A 23745-nucleotide genomic window follows, 5' to 3' on the forward strand; every position below is an offset into this window, starting at 1 on the left:
CTCAACGATAGGGGTCCGGACTGACAGCGCCGGAGTTATCCACAGACCCGATCCGGTCACCCTGTGCACACATCGCGTCACCGGGAGACGACGACGGGCCCGGCTCCCTCCCAGGAACCGGGCCCACCGTACGGGCACCGCAGGCGCGCCGGGCGCCACTCGGGCACCGCGCGGGTCAGCGCACGAACACCCCGGCCTGGTTCGCCAGGTCCAGGAAGTACTGCGGTGCGACACCGAGCACCAGGGTGACCGCGACGCCCACGCCGATCGCCGCCATCGTCAGCGGTGATGGAACGGCGACCGTCGGACCCTCGGGCCGCGGCTCGCTGAAGAACATCAGCACGATCACCCGGATGTAGAAGAACGCGGCGATCGCCGACGAGATCACACCGACCACGACCAGCGGCGCCGCGCCGCCCTCGGCCGCGGCGCTGAACACGGCGAACTTCCCGGTGAACCCGGAGGTCAGCGGGATACCGGCGAAGGCCAGCAGGAACACCGCGAACACGGCCGCGACCAGCGGCGAGCGGCGGCCGAGCCCCGCCCACTTGGACAGGTGGGTCGCCTCGCCGCCGGCGTCGCGCACCAGCGTGACGACCGCGAAGGCGCCGATCGTCACGAAGGAGTACGCGGCCAGGTAGAAGAGCACGGACGAGACACCCTTCGGGGTGGTCGCGATGACACCCGCGAGGATGAATCCGGCGTGCGCGATCGACGAGTACGCCAGCAGCCGCTTGATGTCGGTCTGTGTGATGGCGACGATCGCGCCGCCCAGCATGGTGACGACCGCGACGCCCCACATGACCGGCCGCCAGTCCCAGCGCAGGCCGGGCAGGACGACGTACAGGATGCGCAGCAGCGCGCCGAACGCGGCCACCTTGGTCGCGGCGGCCATGAAGCCGGTGACCGGGGTGGGGGCGCCCTGGTAGACGTCGGGCGTCCACATGTGGAAGGGCACCGCGCCGACCTTGAACAGCAGGCCCATGACGATCAACGCGGTCCCGATGAGCAGCAGCGCATCGTTGCCCATGGTGTCGGCGAGGGCCGGGTTGACGTTCTTGACGGTGCCGTCGACGACCTGGGCGATCGTGCTGTAGGACACCGAGCCCGCGTAGCCGTAGAGCAGGGCGATGCCGAACAGGGTGAACGCGGAGGCGAACGCACCGAGCAGGAAGTACTTGACCGCGGCCTCCTGCGACATGAGCCGCTTGCGGCGGGCCAGGGCGCACAGGAGGTACAGCGGGAGCGAGAGGACTTCCAGGGCGATGAAGAGGGTCAGCAGGTCGTTGGCCGACGGGAAGATCAGCATGCCGGCGACGGCGAACAGCAGCAGCGGGAAGACCTCGGTGGTGGTGAAGCCCGCCTTGACGGCGGCCTTCTCGCTGTCGCTGCCGGGCACGGAGGCCGCCTGGGCGGCGAAGGAGTCGACCCGGTTGCCGTGCGCCTCGGGGTCGAGGCGCCGTTCGGCGAAGGTGAACAGGCCGACCAGGGCGGCCAGCAGGATCGTGCCCTGGAGGAACAGGGCCGGTCCGTCGACGGCGATCGCGCCCATGGCGGCGATGCCCGCCTTCGTGGTGCCGTACCCGTCCGCCGCCAGGGCGACGACCGCGGCGAACGCGGCGGCCAGGGCGACGACGGATACGAACAGTTGCGCGTAGTAGCGGTGCTTGCGCGGCACGAAGGCCTCGACCAGCACCCCGATGATCGCCGCGCCGACCACGATCAGAGTGGGCGACAATTGACCGTATTCGATCTTCGGCGCGTCGATCTTGGCGATTGGATCGGCCGCGGTTGCCGCCGTTGTCCACAGGCTGTGGACGGCTGATGCGCTCACTTGGCCGCCTCCACCTCGGGCTTGGGGTCCTTCTCGTGTACGTCGGACAGGGTCTGCTGGACCGCCGGGTTGACGATGTCCGTGACCGGCTTCGGATAGACGCCCAGGAAGATCAGCAGCACGATCAGCGGGGCGACGACCGCCAGCTCACGCGCGCGGAGATCGGGCATCGCCGAGACCTCGGGCTTCACCGGGCCGGTCATCGTCCGCTGGTAGAGGACGAGGGTGTAGAGCGCGGCGAGCACGATGCCGAAGGTGGCGATGATGCCGATCGCCGGGTAGCGCGCGAACGTGCCGACCAGGACGAGGAACTCGCTCACGAACGGGGCGAGTCCGGGCAGCGAGAGCGTGGCCAGGCCGCCGATCAGGAAGGTGCCGGCGAGCACCGGGGCGACCTTCTGCACTCCGCCGTAGTCGGCGATGAGCCGCGAGCCGCGCCGGGAGATCAGGAAGCCGGCGACCAGCATCAGAGCGGCCGTCGAGATGCCGTGGTTGACCATGTAGAGCGTCGCCCCGGACTGGCCCTGGCTGGTCATCGCGAAGATGCCCATGATGATGAAGCCGAAGTGCGAGATCGACGCGTAGGCCACCAGCCGCTTGATGTCGCGCTGGCCGACCGCGAGCAGCGCCCCGTAGATGATGCTGATCAGGGCGAGGACGAGGATGGCGGGCGTCGCCCACTTGCTGGCCTCCGGGAACAGCTGGAGGCAGAAGCGGAGCATCGCGAAGGTGCCGACCTTGTCGACGACCGCGGTGATGAGGACGGCGACCGGGGCGGTGGCCTCCCCCATGGCGTTGGGCAGCCAGGTGTGCAGCGGCCACAGCGGCGCCTTCACCGCGAAGGCGAAGAAGAAGCCGAGGAACAGCCAGCGTTCGGTGTTCGTCGCCATGTCGAGCGTGCCGTTGGCGCGGGCCTCGGCGATCTCCGTGAGGGAGAAGTTCCCGGCGACCACGTAGAGCCCGATCACCGCGGCGAGCATGATCAGACCGCCGGCCAGGTTGTAGAGCAGGAACTTCACCGCGGCGTACGACCGCTGCGTGGACGCCGCCGCCTCGCCGTGCTCGTGGGCCCGGTCCCCGAAGCCGCCGATGAGGAAGTACATCGGGATGAGCATGGCTTCGAAGAAGATGTAGAAGAGGAAGACGTCGGTGGCCTCGAAGGAGATGATCACCATCGCCTCGACGGCCAGGATCAGCGCGAAGAAGCCCTGGGTCGGCCGCCAGCGCTTGCTGCCGGTCTCCAGCGGGTCCGCGTCGTGCCAGCCCGCCAGGATGATGAACGGGATCAGCAGGGCGGTGAGCGCGATCAGCGCGACCGCGATGCCGTCCACGCCCAGTTCGTACCTGACCCCGAAGGCCTTGATCCAGGAGTGGGACTCGGTGAGCTGGTAGCGGTCGCCGTCCGGGTCGAAGCGGACCAGGATCACGATCGCCAGGGCGAGGGTGCCGAGCGAGACGAGCAGGGCCAGCGACTTGGCGGCGTTGCGCCGGGCGGCCGGGACGGCGGCCGTGGCGACCGCCCCGATCGCCGGCAGGACCGCCGTCGCTGTCAGCAGAGGAAAGGACATCGGTATCAGACCGCCCTCATCAGCAGGGTCGCGGCGACGAGGACCGCCGCACCGCCGAACATCGAGACCGCGTACGACCGCGCGAAGCCGTTCTGCAGCCGGCGCAGCCGCCCGGAGAGGCCGCCGACCGAGGCCGCCGTGCCGTTGACGACACCGTCGACCAGGGTGTGGTCGACGTACACCAGGGAGCGCGTGAGGTGCTCACCGCCGCGGACCAGGACCACATGGTTGAAGTCGTCCTGGAGCAGGTCGCGGCGGGCGGCCCGGGTGAGCAGCGAGCCGCGCGGGGCGACGACCGGCACCGGGCGGCGACCGTACTGGGCGTAGGCGATCGCCACGCCGATCACCAGGACCACCATCGTGGCGAGGGTGACGGTGAGGGCGCTGACCGGTGAGTCGCCGTGTGAGTGGCCGGTGACCGGCTCCAGCCAGTGCACGAAACGGTCGCCGATGCTGAAGAACGCGCCAGCGAAGACCGAGCCGAACGCCAGCACGATCATCGGGATCGTCATGGACGACGGCGACTCGTGCGGGTGCGGCTCGTGCCCGTGCTCGTCGGGCTGCCAGCGCTTCTCGCCGAAGAAGGTCATCAGCATCACGCGGGTCATGTAGAACGCGGTGATGGCCGCGCCCAGCAGGGCGCATCCGCCGAGGATCCAGCCCTCGGTGCCGCCCTTGGCGAACGCCGCCTCGATGATCTTGTCCTTGGAGAAGAAGCCGGACAGGCCCGGGAAGCCGATGATCGCGAGGTAGCCGAGGCCGAAGGTGATGAAGGTGACCGGCATGTACTTCCTGAGGCCGCCGTAGCGACGCATGTCGACCTCGTCGTTCATGCCGTGCATGACCGAGCCGGCGCCGAGGAACAGGCCGGCCTTGAAGAAGCCGTGCGTCACCAGGTGCATGATCGCGAAGACGTAGCCGATCGGGCCGAGGCCCGCGGCGAGCACCATGTAGCCGATCTGCGACATCGTCGAGCCGGCCAGCGCCTTCTTGATGTCGTCCTTCGCACAACCGACGATCGCACCGAAGAGGAGTGTGACGGCGCCGACGATGGTGACGACGAGCTGGGCGTCCGGGGCCGCGTTGAAGATGTTGGCGGAGCGGACGATCAGATACACGCCGGCGGTCACCATCGTGGCCGCGTGGATGAGGGCCGAGACCGGGGTCGGGCCCTCCATCGCGTCCCCGAGCCAGGACTGGAGCGGCACCTGGGCCGACTTGCCGCACGCGGCGAGCAGCAGCATCAGGGCGATCGCGGTGAGCGTGCCCTCGGACGCGTCACCGGCGATGCCGGGCTCCCCCTCCGACCCGAGCAGCGGGCCGAAGGCGAAGGTCCCGAAGGTGGTGAACATCAGCATGATGGCGATCGACAGGCCCATGTCTCCGACGCGGTTGACCAGGAAGGCCTTCTTCGCGGCGGTGGCGGCGCTGGGCTTGTGCTGCCAGAAGCCGATCAGCAGGTAGGAGGCGAGACCGACGCCCTCCCAGCCGACGTACAGCAGCAGGTAGTTGTCGGCGAGAACGAGGATCAGCATCGCCGCGAGGAACAGGTTGAGGTAGCCGAAGAAGCGGCGGCGCCGCTCGTCGTGCTCCATGTACCCGACCGAGTACAGGTGGATCAGCGAGCCGACGCCCGTGATCAGCAGCACGAACGTCATCGACAGCTGGTCCAGGCGGAAGGCGACGTCCGCCTGGAAGCCCTCGACCGGGATCCAGGTGAACAGGTGCTGGGTCAGCGTCCGGTCGTCGGCGCTCCGGCTCAGCAGGTCGCCGAAGAGGACCACGCCGAACACGAAGGAGACGGTCGACAGGAGCGTGCCGATCCAGTGGCCGACGGCGTCGAGCCGACGGCCGCCGACCAGAAGGACGGCCGCTCCGAGCAGGGGCGCCGCGATCAGCAGCGCAATCAGGTTCTCCACGATTCTTCCGACCCCTTACAGCTTCATCAGGCTGGCGTCGTCGACCGAGGCCGAGTGGCGGGAACGGAACAGCGACACGATGATCGCGAGTCCCACCACGACCTCCGCTGCGGCGACGACCATCGTGAAGAAGGCGATGATCTGGCCGTCGAGATTGCCGTGCATCCGGGAGAAGGCGACGAGCGAGAGGTTGCAGGCGTTGAGCATCAGCTCGATGCACATGAACACGACGATCGCGTTGCGCCTGATCAGCACGCCCGTCGCGCCGATCGTGAACAACAGGGCGGCGAGGTAGAGGTAGTTGACGGGGTTCACTTCGACGCCTCCTCGGTCCGCCGGGAGTTGCGCTCGTGCGGTGGCTCGGTCCCGGCCCGCTCCAGCCGCTCCTCGGAGCGCTGTTCCAGGGCCTTGAGGTCGGCCATCGCCTCGGTGGACACGTCACGGATCTGACCGCGCTCGCGCAGCGTGCTGCTGACCGTCAGCTCGGACGGCGTGCCGTCGGGCAGCAGGCCCGCGATGTCCACCGCGTTGTGCCGCGCGTACACGCCGGGGGCCGGCAGCGGCGGGAGGTGCTTGCCCTCGCGCACCCGCTCCTCGGCCAGCTCGCGCTGGGTCTTCGCGCGCTCGGTGCGCTCCCGGTGGGTGAGCACCATGGCGCCGACCGCGGCGGTGATGAGCAGGGCGCCGGTGATCTCGAACGCGAAGACGTACTTGGTGAAGATGAGGGCCGCGAGGCCCTCCACGTTGCCGTTCGCGTTCGCCTCGGCGAGGCCGTTGAACTCCGTCAGGGAGGCATTGGCGATGCCGGCGAACAGCAGGATGCCGAAGCCGAGGCCGCACACCAGGGCCAGCCAGCGCTGGCCCTTGATGGTCTCCTTCAGGGAGTCCGCCGCGGTGACGCCGACGAGCATCACCACGAACAGGAAGAGCATCATGATCGCGCCGGTGTAGACGACGATCTGCACGATGCCCAGGAAGTAGGCGCCGTTGGCGAGGTAGAACACCGCCAGGACGATCATGGTGCCGGCGAGACAGAGCGCGCTGTGCACAGCCCTCTTCATGAAGACGGTGCACAGGGCGCCGATCACCGCGACGGTGCCGAGCACCCAGAACTGGAACGCCTCGCCGGTGGAGGTGGAGTAGGCGGCGAGCTGCGCGGTCATGCCTGCACCCCCTGTTCCTCCGGCTGGTCTTCCGGCTTCTCGCCCTTGGAGACGGCGACCTGGCGCTCGGTGCCGGGCGCGGCCTCGGTGACCAGCCCGCGGTAGTAGTCCTGCTCGTCCGTGCCCGGGTAGATCGCGTGCGGGGTGTCGACCATGCCCTCGTCGAGCCCGGCCAGCAGCTGCTCCTTGGTGTAGATCAGGTTGGCGCGGCTGGTGTCGGCCAGTTCGAACTCGTTGGTCATCGTCAACGCGCGCGTGGGGCACGCCTCGATGCACAGACCGCACAGGATGCAGCGGGCGTAGTTGATCTGGTAGACGCGGCCGTACCGCTCGCCCGGCGAGTAGCGTTCCTCGTCGGTGTTGTCCGCGCCCTCGACGTAGATGGCGTCGGCGGGGCAGGCCCAGGCGCACAGCTCGCAGCCGACGCACTTCTCCAGGCCGTCCGGATGGCGGTTGAGCTGGTGCCGTCCGTGGAACCGCGGAGCCGTGGTCTTCTTCTGTTCCGGGTACTGCTCGGTCAGCCGCTTCTTGAACATGGCCTTGAAGGTCACGCCGAAGCCGGCCACGGGGTTCTGGAAACCGGGATTGGTCTCCTGGGGCTCCTCAGCCATCGGACGCCTCCTTTCCATCCAGAGATCCGTCACTCTGAGTATCGGGCCCACCACTGACAATCAGCTCCCGCTCCCGGCGCGGACGGCGCCTGGGTACCGGCGGAAGCTCCTGTCCGGGCAGCGGCGGCACGGGGAAGCCGCCCGCCATCGGATCGAACTCGGCGGGCGCGGCAGCGTCGGCCCGGGTCTGCTTCTCGCCGCCGCGGAACATGTCGGCGACGAAGGAGAGCAGCAGCAGGACCAGCACGCCACCGCCGACGTAGAGGGCGATGTCGGCGAAGTCGTAGTTCTCGTTGCGCAGGGTCCGTACGGTCGCGACGAGCATCAGCCAGGTCACCGAGACCGGGATGAGGACCTTCCAGCCGAGCTTCATCAGCTGGTCGTAGCGGACGCGCGGGAGCGTGGCGCGCAGCCAGATGAAGAAGAACAGCAGCAGCTGCACCTTGACGACGAACCAGAGCATCGGCCACCAGCCGTGGTTCGCACCCTCCCAGAAGGAGCTGATCGGCCAGGGTGCCCGCCAGCCGCCGAGGAACAGCGTGGTCGCGACGGCCGAGACCGTCACCATGTTCACGTACTCGGCGAGCATGAACATCGCGAACTTGATCGACGAGTACTCGGTGTTGAAGCCGCCGACCAGGTCGCCCTCGGACTCCGGCATGTCGAAGGGAGCGCGGTTGGTCTCGCCGACCATCGTGACGATGTAGATGAGGAACGAGACCGGCAGCAGGATGATGTACCAGCGGTCCTGCTGCTGTTCGACGATCGTCGACGTCGACATCGACCCGGAGTAGAGGAACACCGAGGCGAACGCGGCACCCATGGCGATCTCGTACGAGATCATCTGCGCGCAGGAGCGCAATCCGCCGAGCAGCGGGTAGGTCGAACCGGAGCTCCAGCCCGCCAGGACGATGCCGTAGATGCCGACCGAGGCGACGGCGAGGATGTAGAGCACCGCGATCGGCAGGTCCGTCAGCTGCATCGTGGTGCGCTGGCCGAAGATCGAGATCTCGTTGCCGGCCGGGCCGAAGGGGATCACCGCGATCGCCATGAAGGCCGGGATGGCCGCCACGATCGGCGCGAGGACGTACACCACCTTGTCGGCGCGCTTGACGATGAGGTCTTCCTTCAGCATCAGCTTCACGCCGTCGGCGAGCGACTGGAGCATGCCCCAGGGGCCGTGCCGGTTGGGACCGATGCGCAGCTGCATCCAGGCGACGACCTTGCGCTCCCAGACGATGGAGAACAGCACGGTCACCATCAGGAAGGCGAAGCAGAACACCGCCTTGACGACGACCAGCCACCAGGGGTCGCTGCCGAACATCGAGAGGTCTTCAGCGGCGAGGTACGGGCTCATGCCTCCACCTCCTTGGGGGCCTCGGCGGCGGCGGTCGCCGGGCCGATGCGGACGAGGGCGCCGGGGGTGGCCCCGGTGTCGGAGGCGACGCCCCCGCCCACGGAGTTCAGCGGAAGCCACACCACCCGGTCGGGCATCTCGGTGACCTCGACGGGCAGTTCGACCGATCCCGTGGCCCCGGTCACGGCGAGGACATCGCCGTCCTTGACGCCGGCCTCGGCTGCCGTGGCGGCGGACACGCGCGCGTGGGCGGCGTGCCGGGTCCCGGCGAGCGCCTCGTCACCCTCCTGAAGGGCACCCTGGTCGAGCAGCAGCCGGTGCCCGGCCAGGACGGCCTCACCGGCGGCGGGGCGCGGCAACTGGGCGGCGGCCTCGGTGGGTTCACCGGCCCGCGCCCCGTCCCAGGCACCGAGCCGGTCCAGTTCCGCGCGCGTGGTGCGCAGGTCCGGCAGACCCAGGTGGACGTCCATGGCGTCGGCCAGCATCTGGAGCACACGCGCGTCGGACGGCGCCAGGCGGCGGATCATCTGGTCGGGCTTGAGGGCCGCGTCGAAGAAGCGCACCCGGCCCTCCCAGTTGAGGAAGGCGCCCGGCTTCTCGGCGACCGCCGCGACCGGCAGGACGACGTCGGCGTGCCGGGTGACCTCGCCGGGCCGCAGCTCCAGCGACACCACGAACCCGGCTTCGGCGAGCGCGGCACGCGCGCGTGCCGGGTCGGGCAGGTCGGCGACCTCGACGCCGGCGACGAGCAGCGCCTGGAGTGCGCCGGCCGCGGCGGCCTCGACGATCTGCCCGGTGTCACGGCCGTAGCGGTGCGGGAGTTCGGCGAGCCCCCAGGCGGCGGCGACCTCCTCCCGCGCGCGCGGGTCGGTGGCCGGGCGTCCGCCCGGCAGCAGCGACGGCAGCGCGCCCGCCTCGACGGCGCCGCGCTCCCCGGCCCGGCGCGGGATCCACACCAGCCGGGCCCCGGTCGCGTCGGCGGCCCGGGCGACGGCGGTCAGGCCACCGGCCACCGCGGCCAGCCGTTCACCCACGATGATCACCGCGCCCTCGGCGCGCAGCGCCTCCGCGGCCTTGGTGCCGTCCTCGTCCAGACCGAAACCGCTGGTCAGAGCGTCCAGCCAGGCGGTCTCGGTGCCCGGAGCGGCCGGCAACAGCGTGCCGCCCGCCTTCTCCAGTCCGCGCGTGGCGTGCGTGGCGAGGGAGAACACCTTCTGCCCGTGCTTGCGCCAGGCCTTGCGCAGCCGCAGGAAGACGCCGGGCGCCTCCTCCTCGGACTCGAACCCGATCAGCAGGACGGCGGGCGCCTGCTCCAGCGTGGTGTACGTGACGCCCGTACCGTCTAGGTCGCGGCCGTGTCCGGCGACCCTCGCCGCCAGGAAGTCGGCCTCCTCGCCGCTGTGCACGCGCGCGCGGAAGTCGATGTCGTTGGTGTCGAGCGCCACGCGCGCGAACTTGCTGTACGCGTAGGCGTCCTCGATGGTGAGCCGGCCGCCGGTCAGCACGCCGGTCCGGCCGCGCGAGGCGAGCAGGCCCTGTGCGGCGATCTGGAGCGCCTCCGGCCAGGACGCCGGTTCGAGATCGCCCTCGGCGTTGCGCACCAGGGGCGTCTGGAGCCGGTCGCGCTGCTGCGCGTACCGGAACGCGAACCGCCCCTTGTCGCAGATCCACTCCTCGTTGACCTCGGGGTCCGGGGACGCGAGGCGCCGCATGACCTTGCCGCGCCGGTGGTCGGTGCGGGTGGCGCAGCCGCCGGAGCAGTGCTCGCACACCGAGTGCGAGGAGACGAGGTCGAAGGGGCGGGAGCGGAATCGGTACGCCGCCGAGGTCAGCGCGCCGACCGGGCAGATCTGGATGGTGTTGCCGGAGAAGTACGACTCGAACGGGTCGCCCTCGCCGGTGCCGACCTGCTGGAGCGCGCCCCGCTCGACCAGCTCGATCATCGGGTCGCCCGCGACCTGGTTGGAGAACCGGGTGCAGCGGGCGCACAGCACGCACCGCTCGCGGTCGAGCAGCACCTGTGTGGAGATCGGGACGGGCTTCTCGTAGGTCCGCTTGCGGCCCTCGAAGCGGGACTCGGCCTGGCCGTGCGACATGGCCTGGTTCTGGAGCGGGCACTCGCCGCCCTTGTCGCAGACGGGGCAGTCCAGCGGGTGGTTGATGAGGAGCAGCTCCATCACGCCGTGCTGCGCCTTCTCGGCGACGGGCGAGGTGAGGTGAGTCTTCACCACCATGCCGTCCGTACACGTGATCGTGCAGGACGCCATGGGCTTGCGCTGGCCCTCGACCTCGACGATGCACTGGCGGCAGGCGCCGACCGGGTCGAGGAGGGGGTGGTCGCAGAAGCGGGGGATCTCGATGCCGAGCTGTTCGGCGGCCCGGATGACCAGGGTGCCCTTGGGCACGCTGATCTCGGCGCCGTCGATGGTCAGCGTCACGAGATCTTCCGGCGGGACCGCCGCCTCTCCCCCTCCTGAGGGAGCGCTGGTGGTCACGGTCATGCGTTCACCTCCGTGCGGTCGGCCCAGGCCGTCGACCTGGCCGGGTCGAAGGGGCAGCCGCGGCCCGTGATGTGCTCCTCGTACTCCGCGCGGAAGTACTTGAGCGACGAGAAGATCGGCGAGGCGGCGCCGTCGCCGAGGGCGCAGAAGGACTTGCCGTTGATGTTGTCGGCGATGTCGTTCAGCTTGTCGAGGTCGGACAGCACGCCCTTGCCGGCCTCGATGTCGCGCAGCAACTGCACGAGCCAGTACGTGCCTTCGCGGCACGGTGTGCACTTGCCGCAGGACTCGTGGGCGTAGAACTCGGTCCAGCGGGTGACGGCGCGCACCACGCACGTCGTCTCGTCGAAGCACTGGAGTGCTTTCGTGCCGAGCATGGAACCCGCGGCACCCACTCCTTCGTAGTCAAGAGGGACGTCGAGGTGCTCGTCGGTGAACATCGGCGTCGAGGAGCCGCCCGGTGTCCAGAACTTGAGCCGGTGCCCGGGTCGCATTCCGCCGCTCATCTCCAGGAGCTGGCGGAGGGTGATGCCGAGCGGGGCCTCGTACTGGCCGGGGCTGGCGACATGGCCGCTGAGCGAGTAGAGCGTGAAGCCCGGGGACTTCTCGCTTCCCATCGACCTGAACCATTCTTTGCCGTTGTTCAGGATCGCGGGAACCGACGCGATCGACTCGACGTTATTCACCACAGTCGGGCACGCATAGAGGCCCGCGACGGCAGGGAAAGGGGGACGCAGCCGCGGTTGACCACGGCGGCCTTCGAGCGAGTCCAGGAGCGCGGTCTCCTCACCGCAGATGTACGCGCCCGCGCCCGCGTGCACGGTGAGCTGGAGGTCGAGTCCGCTGCCCAGGATGTTCTCGCCGAGGTAGCCCGCCGCATAGGCCTCGCGCACGGCCTCGTGCAGCCGCCGCAGAACGGGAACGACCTCACCACGCAGATAGATGAAGGCATGCGAAGACCTGATGGCATAACACGCGATCACAATGCCCTCGATGAGGCTGTGCGGGTTCGCGAAGAGGAGCGGGATGTCCTTGCAGGTTCCCGGCTCCGATTCGTCGGCGTTGACAACTAGATAGTGCGGTTTTCCATCACCCTGGGGAATGAACTGCCATTTCATTCCCGTCGGGAACCCGGCGCCACCGCGCCCGCGCAGACCGGAGTCCTTGACGTAGGCGATCAGGTCGTCCGGGGACATGGCGAGCGCCTTGCGAAGTCCCTCGTACCCCTCGTGCCTCCGGTAGACGTCCAGCGACCAGGACCTGTCCTCGTCCCAGAAGGCCGACAGCACGGGTGCGAGCAGCTTCTCGGGGCTGCTGCCTTTCAGCTCGGGTGCCAAGGTCATCACTCCCCCTCCTCGGTGGCCTGGCCGGTGGGCCGTGCGTCCTCGGGTTCCTCGCGCGGATGCACCACGCGCGCGGGTGCGGTCTCTCCCCTTGCCAGGCGAAGGCCCACCAGCGACGCCGGTCCCGCGCTGCCGCTCGCCTCGACGGCTCCGTCCCGCTCGTCGGGGAAGCCCGCCAGGATCCGGGCGGTCTCCTTGAAGGTGCACAGCGGCGCCCCGCGCGTGGGCGAGACCGTGCGTCCGATCCGCAGGTCGTCCACCAGGCGCTTCGCGCTCTGCACGGTCTGGTTGTCGAAGAACTCCCAGTTGACCATCACGACCGGCGCGAAGTCGCAGGCCGCGTTGCACTCGATGTGCTCCAGGGTGATCTTTCCGTCGTCGGTGGTCTCGCCGTTGCCGACGCCGAGGTACTCCTGGAGCGACTCGAAGATCGCGTCGCCGCCCATCACCGCGCAGAGGGTGTTGGTGCAGACGCCCACCTGGTAGTCACCGCTCGGCCGGCGCCGGTACATGGTGTAGAAGGTGGCGACCGCGGTGACCTCGGCCGTGGTCAGGTCCAGCACGTCCGCGCAGAACCGCATCCCGGTGCGCGTGACGTGTCCCTCCTCCGACTGCACGAGATGCAGCAACGGCAGGAGCGCGGACCGGGAGTCGGGGTAGCGGGCGATGATCTCGCGCGCGTCCGCCTCCAGCCGGGCCCGGACGTCGTCCGGGTAGGCGGGCGCGGGCAGTTCGGGCATGCCCAGGCTGACGCCCCGCTCGGAAGAAGAGGTGGTCACCGGTCGACGCCTCCCATCACGGGGTCGAGGGACGCTACGGCGACGATGACGTCGGCGACCTGGCCGCCCTCGCACATCGCCGCCATCGCCTGAAGGTTGGTGAAGGACGGGTCGCGGAAGTGGACCCGGTAGGGGCGGGTGCCTCCGTCGGACACGGCGTGCACCCCGAGTTCGCCCTTGGACGATTCGACGGCCGCGTACGCCTGTCCCGGCGGGACCCGGAAGCCCTCGGTGACCAGCTTGAAGTGGTGGATCAGGGCCTCCATGGAGGTGCCCATGATCTTCTTGATGTGGTCGAGGGAGTTGCCGAGGCCGTCCGGGCCCAGGGCGAGCTGGGCGGGCCAGGCGATCTTCTTGTCGCCGACCATGACGGGGCCGGGCTGGAGCCGGTCCAGGCACTGCTCGACGATCCGCAGGGACTGGTGCATCTCCGCGACGCGGATGAGGAAGCGGCCGTAGGCGTCACAGCTGTCGGTGGTCGGGACGTCGAAGTCGTACGTCTCGTAGCCGCTGTACGGCTGGGTCTTGCGCAGGTCGTGCGGGAGGCCGGCGGAGCGCAGGGTGGGGCCGGTGACGCCGAGGGCCATGCAGCCGGCCAGGTCGAGGTAGCCGATGTCCTGGAGGCGGGCCTTGAAGATGGGGTTCCCGGAGGCGAGCTTGTCGTACTCGGGGAGGTTCTTCTTCATCTTCTTCACGAACTCGCGGATGTGGTCCACCGCGCCGGGCGGCAGATCCTGGGCGAGTCCGCCGGGGCGGATGTAAGCGTGGTTCATCCGCAGGCCCGTGATCAACTCGTAGATGTCGAGGATCATCTCCCGGTCACGGAAGCCGTAGATCATGATCGTGGTGGCGCCCAGTTCCATGCCACCGGTGGCGATGCACACCAGGTGGGAGGAGATCCGGTTCAGCTCCATCAGGAGCACCCGGATGATCTGGGCCCGCTCGGTGATCTGGTCCTCGATGCCGAGGAGCTTCTCGACGGCGAGACAGTAGGCCGTCTCGTTGAAGAAGGACGTCAGGTAATCCATGCGCGTCACGAACGTGGTGCCCTGCGTCCACGTGCGGAACTCGAGGTTCTTCTCGATGCCGGTGTGGAGGTAGCCGATGCCGCAGCGGGCCTCGGTGACCGTCTCGCCCTCGATCTCCAGGATCAGGCGGAGCACCCCGTGGGTGGAGGGGTGCTGGGGGCCCATGTTGACGACGATGCGTTCGTCGTCGGCGCGGGCCGCGGACTGGACGACCTCGTCCCAGTCGCCACCGGTGACCGTATATACGGTGCCTTCCGTGGTCTCGCGCGCCGAGGCGGCGGATGCTGACTGTGTGCTCACGAGTACGACCTCCGCTGGTCCGGAGCCGGGATCTGGGCGCCCTTGTACTCGACGGGGATGCCGCCGAGGGGGTAGTCCTTGCGCTGCGGATGGCCCTGCCAGTCGTCCGGCATCATGATCCGCGTCAGGGCCGGGTGACCGTCGAAGACGATTCCGAAGAAGTCGTAGGTCTCACGCTCGTGCCAGTCGTTGGTCGGATAGACGGAGACCAGGGACGGGATGTGCGGCTCGGCGTCGGGGGCGCTGACCTCCAGGCGGATCAGCCGGTTGTGGGTGATCGAGCGCAGGTGGTAGACGGCGTGCAGCTCGCGGCCCTTGTCGTTCGGGTAGTGGACGCCGCTGACGCCGGTGCACAGCTCGAAGCGCAGGGCCGGGTCGTCGCGCAGGGTGCGGGCGACGCGCAGCAGGTGCTCGCGCTCGATGTGGAAGGTCAGCTCACCGCGGTCGACGACCGTCTTCTCGATCGCGTTCTCGGGGAGCAGTCCCTGTTCCTCCAGCGCTCCCTCCAGCTCGTCGGCGACCTCGTCGAACCAGCCGCCGTAGGGCCGGGCGGCGGGGCCGGGGAGCCGGACGGAGCGGACCAGGCCGCCGTAGCCGGAGGTGTCGCCGCCGTTGTTGGCGCCGAACATGCCGCGCTGGACGCGTACCTCCTCGCCGCCCTGGCCGCGCTGGCCGGGGAGGTTGGAGGCGGAGAGGTCCTTCTCGGGGTTCACGCCGTTCGCGGAACCGTTCACCCCGTTCGAGGAGCCGTTCGCACCCTGGGTGCCGTTCGTGTCGCTCACCGCAGCAGCCCCTTCATCTCGATCAAGGGCAGGGCCTTCAGCGCCGCTTCCTCCGCCTCGCGGGCCGCTTCCTCGGCGTTCACGCCCAGCTTGGAGTTCTGGATCTTGTGGTGGAGCTTGAGGATCGCGTCCATCAGCATCTCGGGGCGCGGCGGGCAGCCGGGCAGGTAGATGTCGACGGGGACGATGTGGTCGACGCCCTGGACGATCGCGTAGTTGTTGAACATGCCGCCCGAGGAGGCGCACACGCCCATCGAGATCACCCACTTCGGGCTGGGCATCTGGTCGTAGACCTGCCTCAGCACCGGGGCCATCTTCTGGCTCACCCGGCCGGCGACGATCATGAGGTCGGCCTGGCGCGGTGAGCCGCGGAAGACCTCCATGCCGAAGCGCGCCAGGTCGTAGCGGCCGGCGCCGGTGGTCATCATCTCGATGGCACAGCAGGCGAGGCCGAACGTGGCGGGGAAGACGGACGCCTTGCGCACCCAGCCCGCGGCCTGCTCGACGGTGGTCAGCAGGAAACCGCTCGGCAGCTTTTCTTCGAGTCCCATGGCTAAAGGCCCCTCAGTCCCATTCCAGGCCGCCGCGCCGCCAGACGTACGCGTAGGCGACGAAGACGGTGAGCACGAAGAGCAGCATCTCCACGAGCCCGAAAACACCCAGGGCGTCGAAGGTGACGGCCCAGGGGTAGAGGAAGACGATCTCGATGTCGAAGACGATGAAGAGCATCGCCGTCAGGTAGTACTTGATGGGGAAGCGCCCGCCGCCGGCCGGCGTGGGGGTCGGCTCGATACCGCACTCGTAGGCCTCGAGCTTGGCGCGGTTGTACCGCTTCGGCCCGATCAGCGTGGCCATGACCACGGAGAAGATCGCAAAGCCTGCCCCGAGGGCTCCCAGTACGAGGATGGGCGCATACGCGTTCACCGCTCCTCGCTCCTCTCAGTCGGCACTGACTGCTGGCGATGGCATCGGACTCACAGCCGCCCCACGCGTCACACAAGTCCCGCCCGTCCCGGCGAAGATCGCGAACATGTGAAGCAGGTCACAAGCCCAACTGCCTCGCATCTTATGCCCGCCGCTCTGTGATCTGCGACACGGGGTATTGCACAAGCTTTGTGATCTCCACCACCTGATGAAGGATCATGAAGTCATATCAGCAGTGATCTTCGCACTCGAAGCGTCAGAGTGATCACAAGAGGTGACATTTGCGCTCGTCACCCCGGGCGGCGAGGGTCGTCTCAATATCAAGAGACTTCCCTTGCATGCAAATTGGAGATGGACCCGGAGTCCTGATAGAGGGCCGCGTTCACACATCAGAGGGAGCGCCGGAGCGGGGTGTGGACGCGTGCACGCGTTCACGAGCGGAGCCGGCCGCGATCCGGGCGCGAGGCGCGCCCCCTCCGGTAATCGTTCCGTGACCTCCGCCACATCCGTAGAGGCGGCTGAGAACCGGGCTTGGCCAACGATCCCAACCGATGGTAGGAGCTGGGCAATTAGGACGTAACGACGAAAGCCCATGATCACAGGCTTGATGGGCGGAGTCCGCAATGTCCGTTACGGCGTCAATAAAGAGCCACGCGCGAGGTATTCGGGGACTCCATTGAACAATTGTGGCGCAGCACACGTTTCTTGAAGGTATGGAGGAGCCCCTGATACCGGTAGGACTCATGTCCCACACCGCTCACATACGCAGCCACCGGAAGCCCCGCCGCAGCGCGTCGACGATCGCGATGCGGGCCGGAGTCGCCAGTGGTGTCCTCGGCACGCTGGCCGTCGCCACGGCGGCCGGTTCGGCCAACGCCGCCGAGCCGGTGACGCAGACGCTCGAACTGCCCGTGCTCACCGGCGACCTGGCGGCCCAGGTCGCGCAGTCCGCCGAAGTCACGCAGCAGGCCGCGGCGAACTACCAGCTCGAGGCCGAGCGTGACGCGGCAGCCGCCGCAGCGGCCGCCGAGGCCAAGAAGGACCTCGCCGCCGCCAAGAAGGCCGAGGCCAAGAAGAAGGCGGAGGAGGCCCGCAAGGCCGCCGCGGAGGCCGCCACCCGCTCCGCGGGACGCACCACCCTCTCCACCACCTCGACGACCGCCTCCGCGCCCGCCAGCGGCAGCGTGGCGACCGTCATCTCGTTCCTCAAGGCACAGGTGGGCGACGCCTACGTCATGGGCGCCACCGGGCCCAACGCGTGGGACTGCTCGTCGCTGGTGCAGGCGGCGTTCAAGCAGGTCGGTGTCGACCTGCCGCGGGTGTCGCAGGACCAGTCGATGTCCGGCACCGACATCCCACTGTCGCAGATCCAGGTCGGCGACATCCTGTACTGGGGTGGCAAGGGTTCGGCGTACCACGTGGGCGTCTACATCGGTAACGGCCAGTACCTGGACGCGGCCAACCCCTCCAAGGGCGTCGTCATCCAGGACCTGTCGGGTTACCCGGCGAGCGGTGCGGTGCGGGTGCTCTGACCCAACGGGTGCCGTGCGGGCACCCCACATACGGAAGGGCCGCAGCCGCTCGGGGGCAGCGGCCCTTCGGGCTGCCCTTTTCTTCACAAGCGCTGCCGGGGCGTCACCGAGTTCGGTGCCGATCTCGCCGCGCTCATCGACGACATGTCCTCGCGATGGACGCCGCCGACGGGGCCTGCGTCGCGGCGAACCGGGTCGGTGTGGATCCGCGGCTGTTCGTCCATGACTGCCGACACGACGAAGATGACCGACATGTCGGACACATCGTCAATCCCGCGGCAGGTCGCCGAGCGACGGGACTTGATCATCGCCCGCCGCACCGCACCGCCGAGGCGGCGGCACTCACGGCTTGAGGGCGGGGGCGCGGCGGCCGACGGCGCAAGGCGTGGTGCCGGGCGTCGCCCCCCGCCTGTCGTCACCCGGCACTCACCGCCTGGCGAGCGCCCGCGGCCGACCGCGCGAGAGAGGCACGGGGCGACGGCCGTCCGCCCAACGGGCGAGCCAACGGCTGCCGCCGAAACGCGGGATGCGTCTCGTCTCCGCCGGGCGCCCGGCGCTCAGCACCTGCCCCTCACCGCATGGCCCGGGCAGGGCCGCGGCCGTCCGCACGTGGGACACGCCTCGTAGCCACCTCGCACTGGGGGCCTGCGCCTCGCCGCGTCTCTCGCTACCCGGCACTCACGGCTTGACCGCGCGAGAGGCTCAGGGCGGCGGCCGTCCGCAGCACCGGGCACAGCAACCCCTGCCCGGATGTGGGGCACGCCCCCTGGCCACCCCAGGCCGGCCGCAGAGCACTGGCCGCCCGCCGCCCGCCTCCGCCTCACATCCGCCCGGCACTCACCGCTTGGCGCGCGCCGGGGCCGACCGCGCGCTGGTCATGGATCGACGGCCGTCTGTGCACCGGGCACAGCAACCCCCTGCCGACACGTGGGGCACGCCCCCTGGCCACCCCAGGCCGGCCGCAGAGCACTGGCCGCCCGCCGCCCGCCTCCGCCTCACATCCGCCCGGCACTCACCGCTTGGCGCGCGCCGGGGCCGACCGCGCGCTGGTCATGGATCGACGGCCGTCTGTGCACTGGGCACAGCAACCCCCTGCCGGCACGCAGAGCGCGCCCCCTCACCACCCGGCACTGAGCGCACCGAGCGCCTGCCGCTGGGCGCCCCTCACCGCCCGGCACGCACCGCCTCACCGCACGGGGGCACCCGGCGCTCGCCCCGCCCCCGCCCCCACCGCCCGGCACTCACCGCTCGACGGCGCGGCGCGGCACGCGCACGCCCCCCCACCAGAGCGCGCCCCGTCACCGAGGCGCATGCCTCACCGGGCCGTACGTCCCACCGGGGCGTCGGTCTCGGGCAGGGCCCCTCCCGTCAGGGCCCCGTCAGGGCCCCGTCAGAGCACCCCTCGTCAGGGCGCCCCTCCCGTTCAAGGGGCCCCTGGCGATCGTTCCCCCGGTTCAGGCCTTCGGGGCTACCTTGCTCAGGCCGTTGATGATGCGGTCCATCGCGTCGCCGCCCGTCGGGTCCGTCAGGTTCGCGAGCATTTTCAGGGTGAACTTCATGAGCAGGGGGTGGGTCAGGCCGCGCTGGGTCGCGATCTTCATGACCTTCGGGTTGCCGATGAGCTTCACGAAGGCGCGGCCGAGCGTGTAGTAGCCGCCGTAGGTGTCGGCGAGGATCTGCGGGTAGCGGAGCAGGGCCAGTTCGCGCTGGGCGGGGGTGGCGCGGGCGTGGGCCTGGACGATGACGTCGGCGGCGATCTGGCCGGACTCCATGGCGTAGGCGATGCCCTCGCCGTTGAAGGGGTTCACCAGGCCGCCGGCGTCGCCGACGAGCAGCAGGCCCTTGGTGTAGTGGGGCTTGCGGTTGAAGGCCATGGGGAGGGCGGCGCCCCGGATCGGGCCGGTCATGTTTTCGGGGGTGTAGCCCCAGTCCTCCGGCATGGACGCGCACCACGCCTTGAGGACCTCGCGCCAGTCGAGTTCCTTGAAGGAGTCGGAGGTGTTCAGCACACCCAGGCCGACGTTCGACGTGCCGTCGCCCATGCCGAAGATCCAGCCGTAGCCGGGCAGCAGCCGGTCCTCGCCCGGCCCCCGGCGGTCCCACAGCTCCAGCCAGGACTCCAGGTAGTCGTCGTCGTGGCGCGGGGAGGTGAAGTACGTGCGGACGGCGACGCCCATCGGGCGGTCCTCGCGGCGGTGCAGGCCCATCGCCAGGGAGAGCCGGGTGGAGTTGCCGTCGGCGGCGACCACCAGCGGGGCGTGGAAGGTGACTTCGCGCTTCTCGTCGCCCAGCTTGGCGTGGACGCCGGTGATCCGCCCGGTGCGGTCGTCGACGATCGGGGCACCGACGTTGCAGCGCTCGTAGAGGCGGGCGCCGGCCTTCTGGGCCTGGCGGGCGAGCTGCTCGTCGAAGTCGTCCCGCTTGCGGACGAGGCCGTAGTCCGGGAAGGAGGCGAGATCCGGCCAGTCCAGCTGGAGGCGGACCCCGCCACCGATGATGCGCAGCCCCTTGTTGCGCAGCCAGCCGGCCTCCTCGGAGATGTCGATGCCCATGGCCACGAGCTGTTTCGTGGCGCGCGGGGTGAGGCCGTCGCCGCAGACCTTCTCGCGCGGGAACTCGGTCTTCTCCAGCAGGAGTACGTCGAGTCCGGCCTTGGCGAGGTAGTAGGCGGTCGTGGAGCCGGCCGGCCCCGCGCCGACGACGATGACATCGGCGGAATGCTCGGAGAGGGGCTTCGAGTGGGGCTCGGTCACGACGGTCACGGCGGGATCTCCCCAAGTTCGGAATCTGCGTGCCGACCGGCACTGGACATGGGCAGTCTATTCAGCAGAATTGATCACCCGGCTGAAGGGCTGCCCTGTGAAACGTGCTCTCCCCGTCGTACGGCTGCGTGTCCCCACGGACGAGGACGCGGTCGCCTGGCACCGGGTCTTCGCTCACCCGGAGGTCATGGAGTTCCAGGGCGGCCGACCCGCGGAGCTGTCCGTCTACGAGGAGCTGACCGCCCGACAGCGCCGGCACGACGCCGAGCGCGGCTTCTGCCTGTGGACGCTGCTGGACGAGGACGACCGGGTCATCGGGTTCACCGGGGCGCAGCCGTGGCCGGCGGAGTGGGGGCCGCGGGGCGAGATCGAGATCGGGTGGCGGCTCGGGCGGGACCACTGGGGCCAGGGGTATGTCACGGCGGCCGCACGGACGGCGGTGGAGCGGGTGCGGGCGGCCGGGGTGGCGGAAGTGGTGGCGATGGTCGACGCCGGCAACGCGCGGTCGATCGCGGTGACCCAGCGGCTGGGCATGCGGCTCGCCGAGGTCTTCACGGCGCCCGAGTCCCGGCGCGAGGGGCACTGCTACCGGCTCGACCTCCAGTCCGGCTGACACCGGCAGCCCCACCCGCACCAGAAAATGTCACGCTGAGTAATAAAATGCTACAGATGGCCACTCAGCGCTTCCGGACGGCACCCCCGGGCGGTTACCCTTCCAGTACCGCTGGGGGTGACATCTGTGCTCATACCACCCAAAACACCCGACGTGCGCGTGCCGCGATTCGTCGGCTTGATGGCCGTGGACGCGCGCGAGGCGGCCGCGGCGCGAGGCGTGCTGCTGGCCGCGCCCGACCGGCCCGACTTCCACCGCGCCGTCGTCGACTACGTCGTACGCCAGTACCCACCGCCCGGAGTGGAGGTGCCGCGCGGGGCCGTCGTCTCCGTGTGGTTCGACTTCGCCGAGGGTGAGGGCGGAGGAGGTGCCGGGGTACGGGAGCCGCGTGTCCCGAGACCGGGCGGCGGCGGACTGGAACGCGAGCTGGACCGGCCGGGGGACCCCTTCGAGGCGATCACCCGCTGAACCGGGAACGCTGAACCATGGGCGCTCAACCATGGGCCCTCAACCATGGGCGCTCAACCAGAGCGGACTCAGGCCTCCTTGAAGCCTCGGTGCAGGGTCACCACGCCGCCGGTGAGGTTGCGCCAGGCGACCTTGGACCAGCCTGCCTTCCGCAGGCGCTCGGCCAGCGCGGGCTGGTCGGGCCAGGCGCGGATGGACTCGGCGAGGTAGACGTACGCGTCCGGGTTGGAGGAGACCGCGCGGGCGACCGGCGGCAGGGCGCGCATCAGGTACTCGGTGTAGACGGTCCGGAAGGGTGCCCAGGTCGGGTGGGAGAACTCGCAGATCACGACCCGTCCGCCGGGCCGGGTCACGCGGTACATCTCGCGCAGGGCCGCGTCGAAGTCCTGCACGTTGCGCAGGCCGAAAGAGATCGTGACGGCGTCGAAGGTGTCGTCCCGGAACGGCAGACGGGTGGCGTCCCCGGCGGTGAACGGCAGCCAGCCGTGCTTCTTCTTGCCGACCTGGAGCATGCCGAGGGAGAAGTCGCAGGGGACGACGTACGCGCCGGTCCGCGCGAACGGGAGGGAGGAGGTGGCTGTGCCCGCGGCGAGGTCGAGGATCTTCTGCGCCGGCCGGGCGTCGACCGCCGTCGCCACCTCCTTGCGCCACCTGCGGTCCTGGCCGAGCGACAGCACGTCGTTCGTCAGGTCGTACCGTTCCGCCACGCGGTCGAACATCGAGGCGACTTCGTGGGGCTGCTTGTTCAGGGAAGCACGGGTCACCTCGCCATTCTTACAGCACGCCCTCAGGGCAGAAGCCTCGGCTTCTTCTTCGCCGCCACGTCCTCCACCCAGCCGCACACCAGGACGAACACCCCGATCAGCAGCCAGCCGATGCCGAACATGAACCACTGGCTCTCCAGCGGCAGGTACGTCTCGAACGCCGGGATGTCCCAGAACCGGTCGATCAGCGGGACGGCGAGGATCAGGGCGATCTCGTGCCAGAGGTAGATCGTGACCGCGCGCGCGTTGAAGACGGTGACAAGCCGATTGGTGCGGCGGAAGTGGGTCAGCCAGGCGAAGTCGATCCCGAAGTACGACTTCGCCCACATCAGCAGCAGCACGAAGCCGGCCGACCAGAAGGCCTGGGCGAGGGGGTTCTCGTCCAGGTCGTACGTACCGAAGTCGGCCTGGTGGGAGAAGGCGTACCAGCCGCCGAAGCCGATCGCCGCGAGGGAGAGGACGCCGACCGCCGCCGGTTTCATCCGTTCGAGCACGCCGTCGCGGTGCGCGAAGCCGAGCATCCAGCAGAAGAGGTACGTCGACAGGTCCCACAGGGCGCTGCCGACCCGGTTGTCCGGGCCCGCCCAGACGAAGTTCAGCACCAGGATCGGGGCGAGGGAGAGGACGAGGACGGGGACGGGGAGCGGGGCAAGACGGAAGAGGCGAAGCAGGAGCGGGGAGAGCAGGACGAACCAGAGGTACGTGCGCAGGTACCAGAGGATGACCCAGGCCTGCTCGCCCCAGGCGTTGCCCGGAGGGTCGCCCAGCGGAACGATCCAGTAGACGATCTCCCAGTTCGGCATCCAGTCGTGGATGAGCATGGCGAGGACGACGAAGACGCCCCAGAACCAGAAGGGGGGCAGCAGGCGGCGCAGGCGGCTCTTGACGACCTTGAGCGCGGGGCGTTCGAGGGACTTGGCCATCAGGGTGCCGGCCAGGCCGAACATGATCCCCATGGAGGGGAAGACCATGCCGGCCCAGGCCCAGCCGAAGGTGTGGTACGCGACGACCCTGATCAGGGCGAGGGCGCGCAGGGTGTCGAAGTAGCGGTCCCGCTGGGGGCCCGCGGGTCCGGCCGGGGGCGCGGGCTCCTCGGCGGACTTCTCCACAGACTTCTCGGCAGACTCCTCCGCAGCGACGGCAGAAGCCTCCGGCTCCAGGGCCGGTTCCAGGTCCGGTTCCAGGGCCGGTTCCGGTTCCAGGTCCGGTTCCAGGTCCGGTTCCGGCTCCACCGCCGGCAGCGGCGCCGTCTCGTCGACGGCGACGCCCTGGCCGTAATCCGCGTACTGCCGGCCGTAATCCGTGTACTCCTGCCCGTGCGGCCGCTGCCCCAGCGGCTGCCCGTACCCGTAGCCCTGGTCGTAGCCCTGGTCATATCCCTGGCCGTAGCTCTGGCCGTATCCCTGGTCGTAGCCGTACGTCTGCGGGTACGGCGGCCCCTGGTACCCGTACCCGGGCTGCTGCACCGGCTGTCCCGGCTGCTGGTCCCAGCTCATC

The 23745-nt window shown here is 69.5% G+C and carries 20 protein-coding genes and 1 pseudogene; 4 read left to right on the forward strand and 17 right to left on the reverse strand.

What is annotated here, in order from left to right:
- Nucleotides 1–175: 175 nt before the first annotated feature.
- Genes nuoN through ACZ6D7_RS30960 form a run of 14 tightly spaced genes read right to left on the reverse strand, consistent with a single transcriptional unit; the run spans nucleotide 176 to nucleotide 16109 of the window.
- A complete protein-coding gene (nuoN, locus tag ACZ6D7_RS30895) occupies nucleotides 176–1834 on the reverse strand; it encodes an NADH-quinone oxidoreductase subunit NuoN (protein ID WP_469497745.1) in 1659 nt (552 codons plus the stop codon).
- Nucleotides 1831–3402 carry an NADH-quinone oxidoreductase subunit M gene (locus tag ACZ6D7_RS30900; RefSeq protein WP_469497748.1) on the reverse strand — a complete coding sequence of 524 codons (1572 nt, stop codon included), beginning with the start codon at nucleotides 3400–3402 and terminating at the stop codon, nucleotides 1831–1833. The genes nuoN and ACZ6D7_RS30900 overlap by 4 nt, the downstream gene beginning before the upstream one ends.
- A 5-nt stretch (nucleotides 3403–3407) precedes the next feature.
- Nucleotides 3408–5321 carry an NADH-quinone oxidoreductase subunit L gene (nuoL, locus tag ACZ6D7_RS30905; RefSeq protein ID WP_469497750.1) on the reverse strand — a complete coding sequence of 638 codons (1914 nt, stop codon included), beginning with the start codon at nucleotides 5319–5321 and terminating at the stop codon, nucleotides 3408–3410.
- A 15-nt stretch (nucleotides 5322–5336) separates the two neighbouring features.
- Nucleotides 5337–5636: an NADH-quinone oxidoreductase subunit NuoK gene (nuoK, locus tag ACZ6D7_RS30910; RefSeq protein WP_015658544.1), complete on the reverse strand. Its 300-nt coding sequence runs from the start codon at nucleotides 5634–5636 to the stop codon at nucleotides 5337–5339.
- A complete protein-coding gene (locus ACZ6D7_RS30915; protein ID WP_469497753.1) occupies nucleotides 5633–6484 on the reverse strand; it encodes an NADH-quinone oxidoreductase subunit J in 852 nt (283 codons plus the stop codon). Before ACZ6D7_RS30915 ends, nuoK begins: the two co-directional genes overlap by 4 nt.
- Nucleotides 6481–7095, reverse strand: a complete 615-nt coding sequence (gene nuoI / locus ACZ6D7_RS30920; RefSeq protein WP_469497756.1) for an NADH-quinone oxidoreductase subunit NuoI — start codon at nucleotides 7093–7095, stop codon at nucleotides 6481–6483. Before nuoI ends, ACZ6D7_RS30915 begins: the two co-directional genes overlap by 4 nt.
- Nucleotides 7088–8452: an NADH-quinone oxidoreductase subunit NuoH gene (gene nuoH, locus ACZ6D7_RS30925; protein ID WP_469497759.1), complete on the reverse strand. Its 1365-nt coding sequence runs from the start codon at nucleotides 8450–8452 to the stop codon at nucleotides 7088–7090. The genes nuoI and nuoH overlap by 8 nt, the downstream gene beginning before the upstream one ends.
- Nucleotides 8449–10953 carry an NADH-quinone oxidoreductase subunit G gene (locus ACZ6D7_RS30930; RefSeq protein WP_469497761.1) on the reverse strand — a complete coding sequence of 835 codons (2505 nt, stop codon included), beginning with the start codon at nucleotides 10951–10953 and terminating at the stop codon, nucleotides 8449–8451. The genes nuoH and ACZ6D7_RS30930 overlap by 4 nt, the downstream gene beginning before the upstream one ends.
- The gene (nuoF, locus tag ACZ6D7_RS30935) at nucleotides 10950–12299 is read right to left on the reverse strand and encodes an NADH-quinone oxidoreductase subunit NuoF (protein ID WP_469497764.1); all 1350 of its coding nucleotides are present in this window, start codon (nucleotides 12297–12299) and stop codon (nucleotides 10950–10952) included. Before nuoF ends, ACZ6D7_RS30930 begins: the two co-directional genes overlap by 4 nt.
- Nucleotides 12296–13075, reverse strand: coding sequence for an NADH-quinone oxidoreductase subunit NuoE (nuoE, locus tag ACZ6D7_RS30940; RefSeq protein WP_469497767.1), 780 nt, complete (start codon nucleotides 13073–13075; stop codon nucleotides 12296–12298). The genes nuoF and nuoE overlap by 4 nt, the downstream gene beginning before the upstream one ends.
- Nucleotides 13072–14403 (reverse strand): NADH-quinone oxidoreductase subunit D, encoded by a 1332-nt coding sequence (locus ACZ6D7_RS30945; protein ID WP_469497769.1) that lies wholly within the window; start codon nucleotides 14401–14403, stop codon nucleotides 13072–13074. Before ACZ6D7_RS30945 ends, nuoE begins: the two co-directional genes overlap by 4 nt.
- Nucleotides 14400–15185 carry an NADH-quinone oxidoreductase subunit C gene (locus ACZ6D7_RS30950; RefSeq protein WP_469497772.1) on the reverse strand — a complete coding sequence of 262 codons (786 nt, stop codon included), beginning with the start codon at nucleotides 15183–15185 and terminating at the stop codon, nucleotides 14400–14402. Before ACZ6D7_RS30950 ends, ACZ6D7_RS30945 begins: the two co-directional genes overlap by 4 nt.
- Nucleotides 15182–15736, reverse strand: a complete 555-nt coding sequence (locus ACZ6D7_RS30955; protein WP_388399542.1) for a NuoB/complex I 20 kDa subunit family protein — start codon at nucleotides 15734–15736, stop codon at nucleotides 15182–15184. Before ACZ6D7_RS30955 ends, ACZ6D7_RS30950 begins: the two co-directional genes overlap by 4 nt.
- A gap of 13 nt (nucleotides 15737–15749) precedes the next feature.
- Nucleotides 15750–16109 (reverse strand): NADH-quinone oxidoreductase subunit A, encoded by a 360-nt coding sequence (locus tag ACZ6D7_RS30960; RefSeq protein WP_007383963.1) that lies wholly within the window; start codon nucleotides 16107–16109, stop codon nucleotides 15750–15752.
- Between the two features lie 713 nt (nucleotides 16110–16822).
- On the opposite strand from ACZ6D7_RS30960, the gene ACZ6D7_RS30965 reads away from it, so the two are divergent.
- Together ACZ6D7_RS30965 and ACZ6D7_RS30970 are read left to right on the forward strand one after the other, a co-directional pair.
- Nucleotides 16823–17641, forward strand: coding sequence for a C40 family peptidase (locus tag ACZ6D7_RS30965; protein ID WP_469497776.1), 819 nt, complete (start codon nucleotides 16823–16825; stop codon nucleotides 17639–17641).
- An 81-nt stretch (nucleotides 17642–17722) separates the two neighbouring features.
- Nucleotides 17723–17931, forward strand: a pseudogene (locus tag ACZ6D7_RS30970) (peptide deformylase); the annotation flags it as partial.
- A 1164-nt stretch (nucleotides 17932–19095) separates the two neighbouring features.
- On the opposite strand, the gene ACZ6D7_RS30975 reads toward ACZ6D7_RS30970, so the two are convergent.
- Nucleotides 19096–20394 (reverse strand): geranylgeranyl reductase family protein, encoded by a 1299-nt coding sequence (locus ACZ6D7_RS30975; protein ID WP_469497996.1) that lies wholly within the window; start codon nucleotides 20392–20394, stop codon nucleotides 19096–19098.
- Nucleotides 20395–20500: 106 nt separating this feature from the next.
- Between ACZ6D7_RS30975 and ACZ6D7_RS30980 the strand changes: the two genes are divergently transcribed.
- Both ACZ6D7_RS30980 and ACZ6D7_RS30985 read left to right on the forward strand, forming a co-directional pair.
- Entirely contained in the window at nucleotides 20501–21016 is a 516-nt protein-coding gene (locus tag ACZ6D7_RS30980; RefSeq protein ID WP_469497778.1) for a GNAT family N-acetyltransferase, read from the forward strand.
- A 153-nt stretch (nucleotides 21017–21169) separates the two neighbouring features.
- The gene (locus tag ACZ6D7_RS30985; RefSeq protein ID WP_469497781.1) at nucleotides 21170–21484 is read left to right on the forward strand and encodes a PASTA domain-containing protein; all 315 of its coding nucleotides are present in this window, start codon (nucleotides 21170–21172) and stop codon (nucleotides 21482–21484) included.
- Between the two features lie 68 nt (nucleotides 21485–21552).
- On the opposite strand, the gene ACZ6D7_RS30990 is transcribed toward ACZ6D7_RS30985, so the two are convergent.
- Together ACZ6D7_RS30990 and ACZ6D7_RS30995 are read right to left on the reverse strand one after the other, a co-directional pair.
- Nucleotides 21553–22248: a demethylmenaquinone methyltransferase gene (locus ACZ6D7_RS30990; protein WP_469497783.1), complete on the reverse strand. Its 696-nt coding sequence runs from the start codon at nucleotides 22246–22248 to the stop codon at nucleotides 21553–21555.
- A gap of 23 nt (nucleotides 22249–22271) precedes the next feature.
- Complete coding sequence (locus ACZ6D7_RS30995) at nucleotides 22272–23744, reverse strand: acyltransferase family protein (protein WP_469497786.1); 1473 nt, start codon at nucleotides 23742–23744, stop codon at nucleotides 22272–22274.
- Nucleotide 23745: the final 1 nt, after the last annotated feature.

This window comes from Streptomyces sp. NPDC041784 (genome assembly GCF_055591025.1).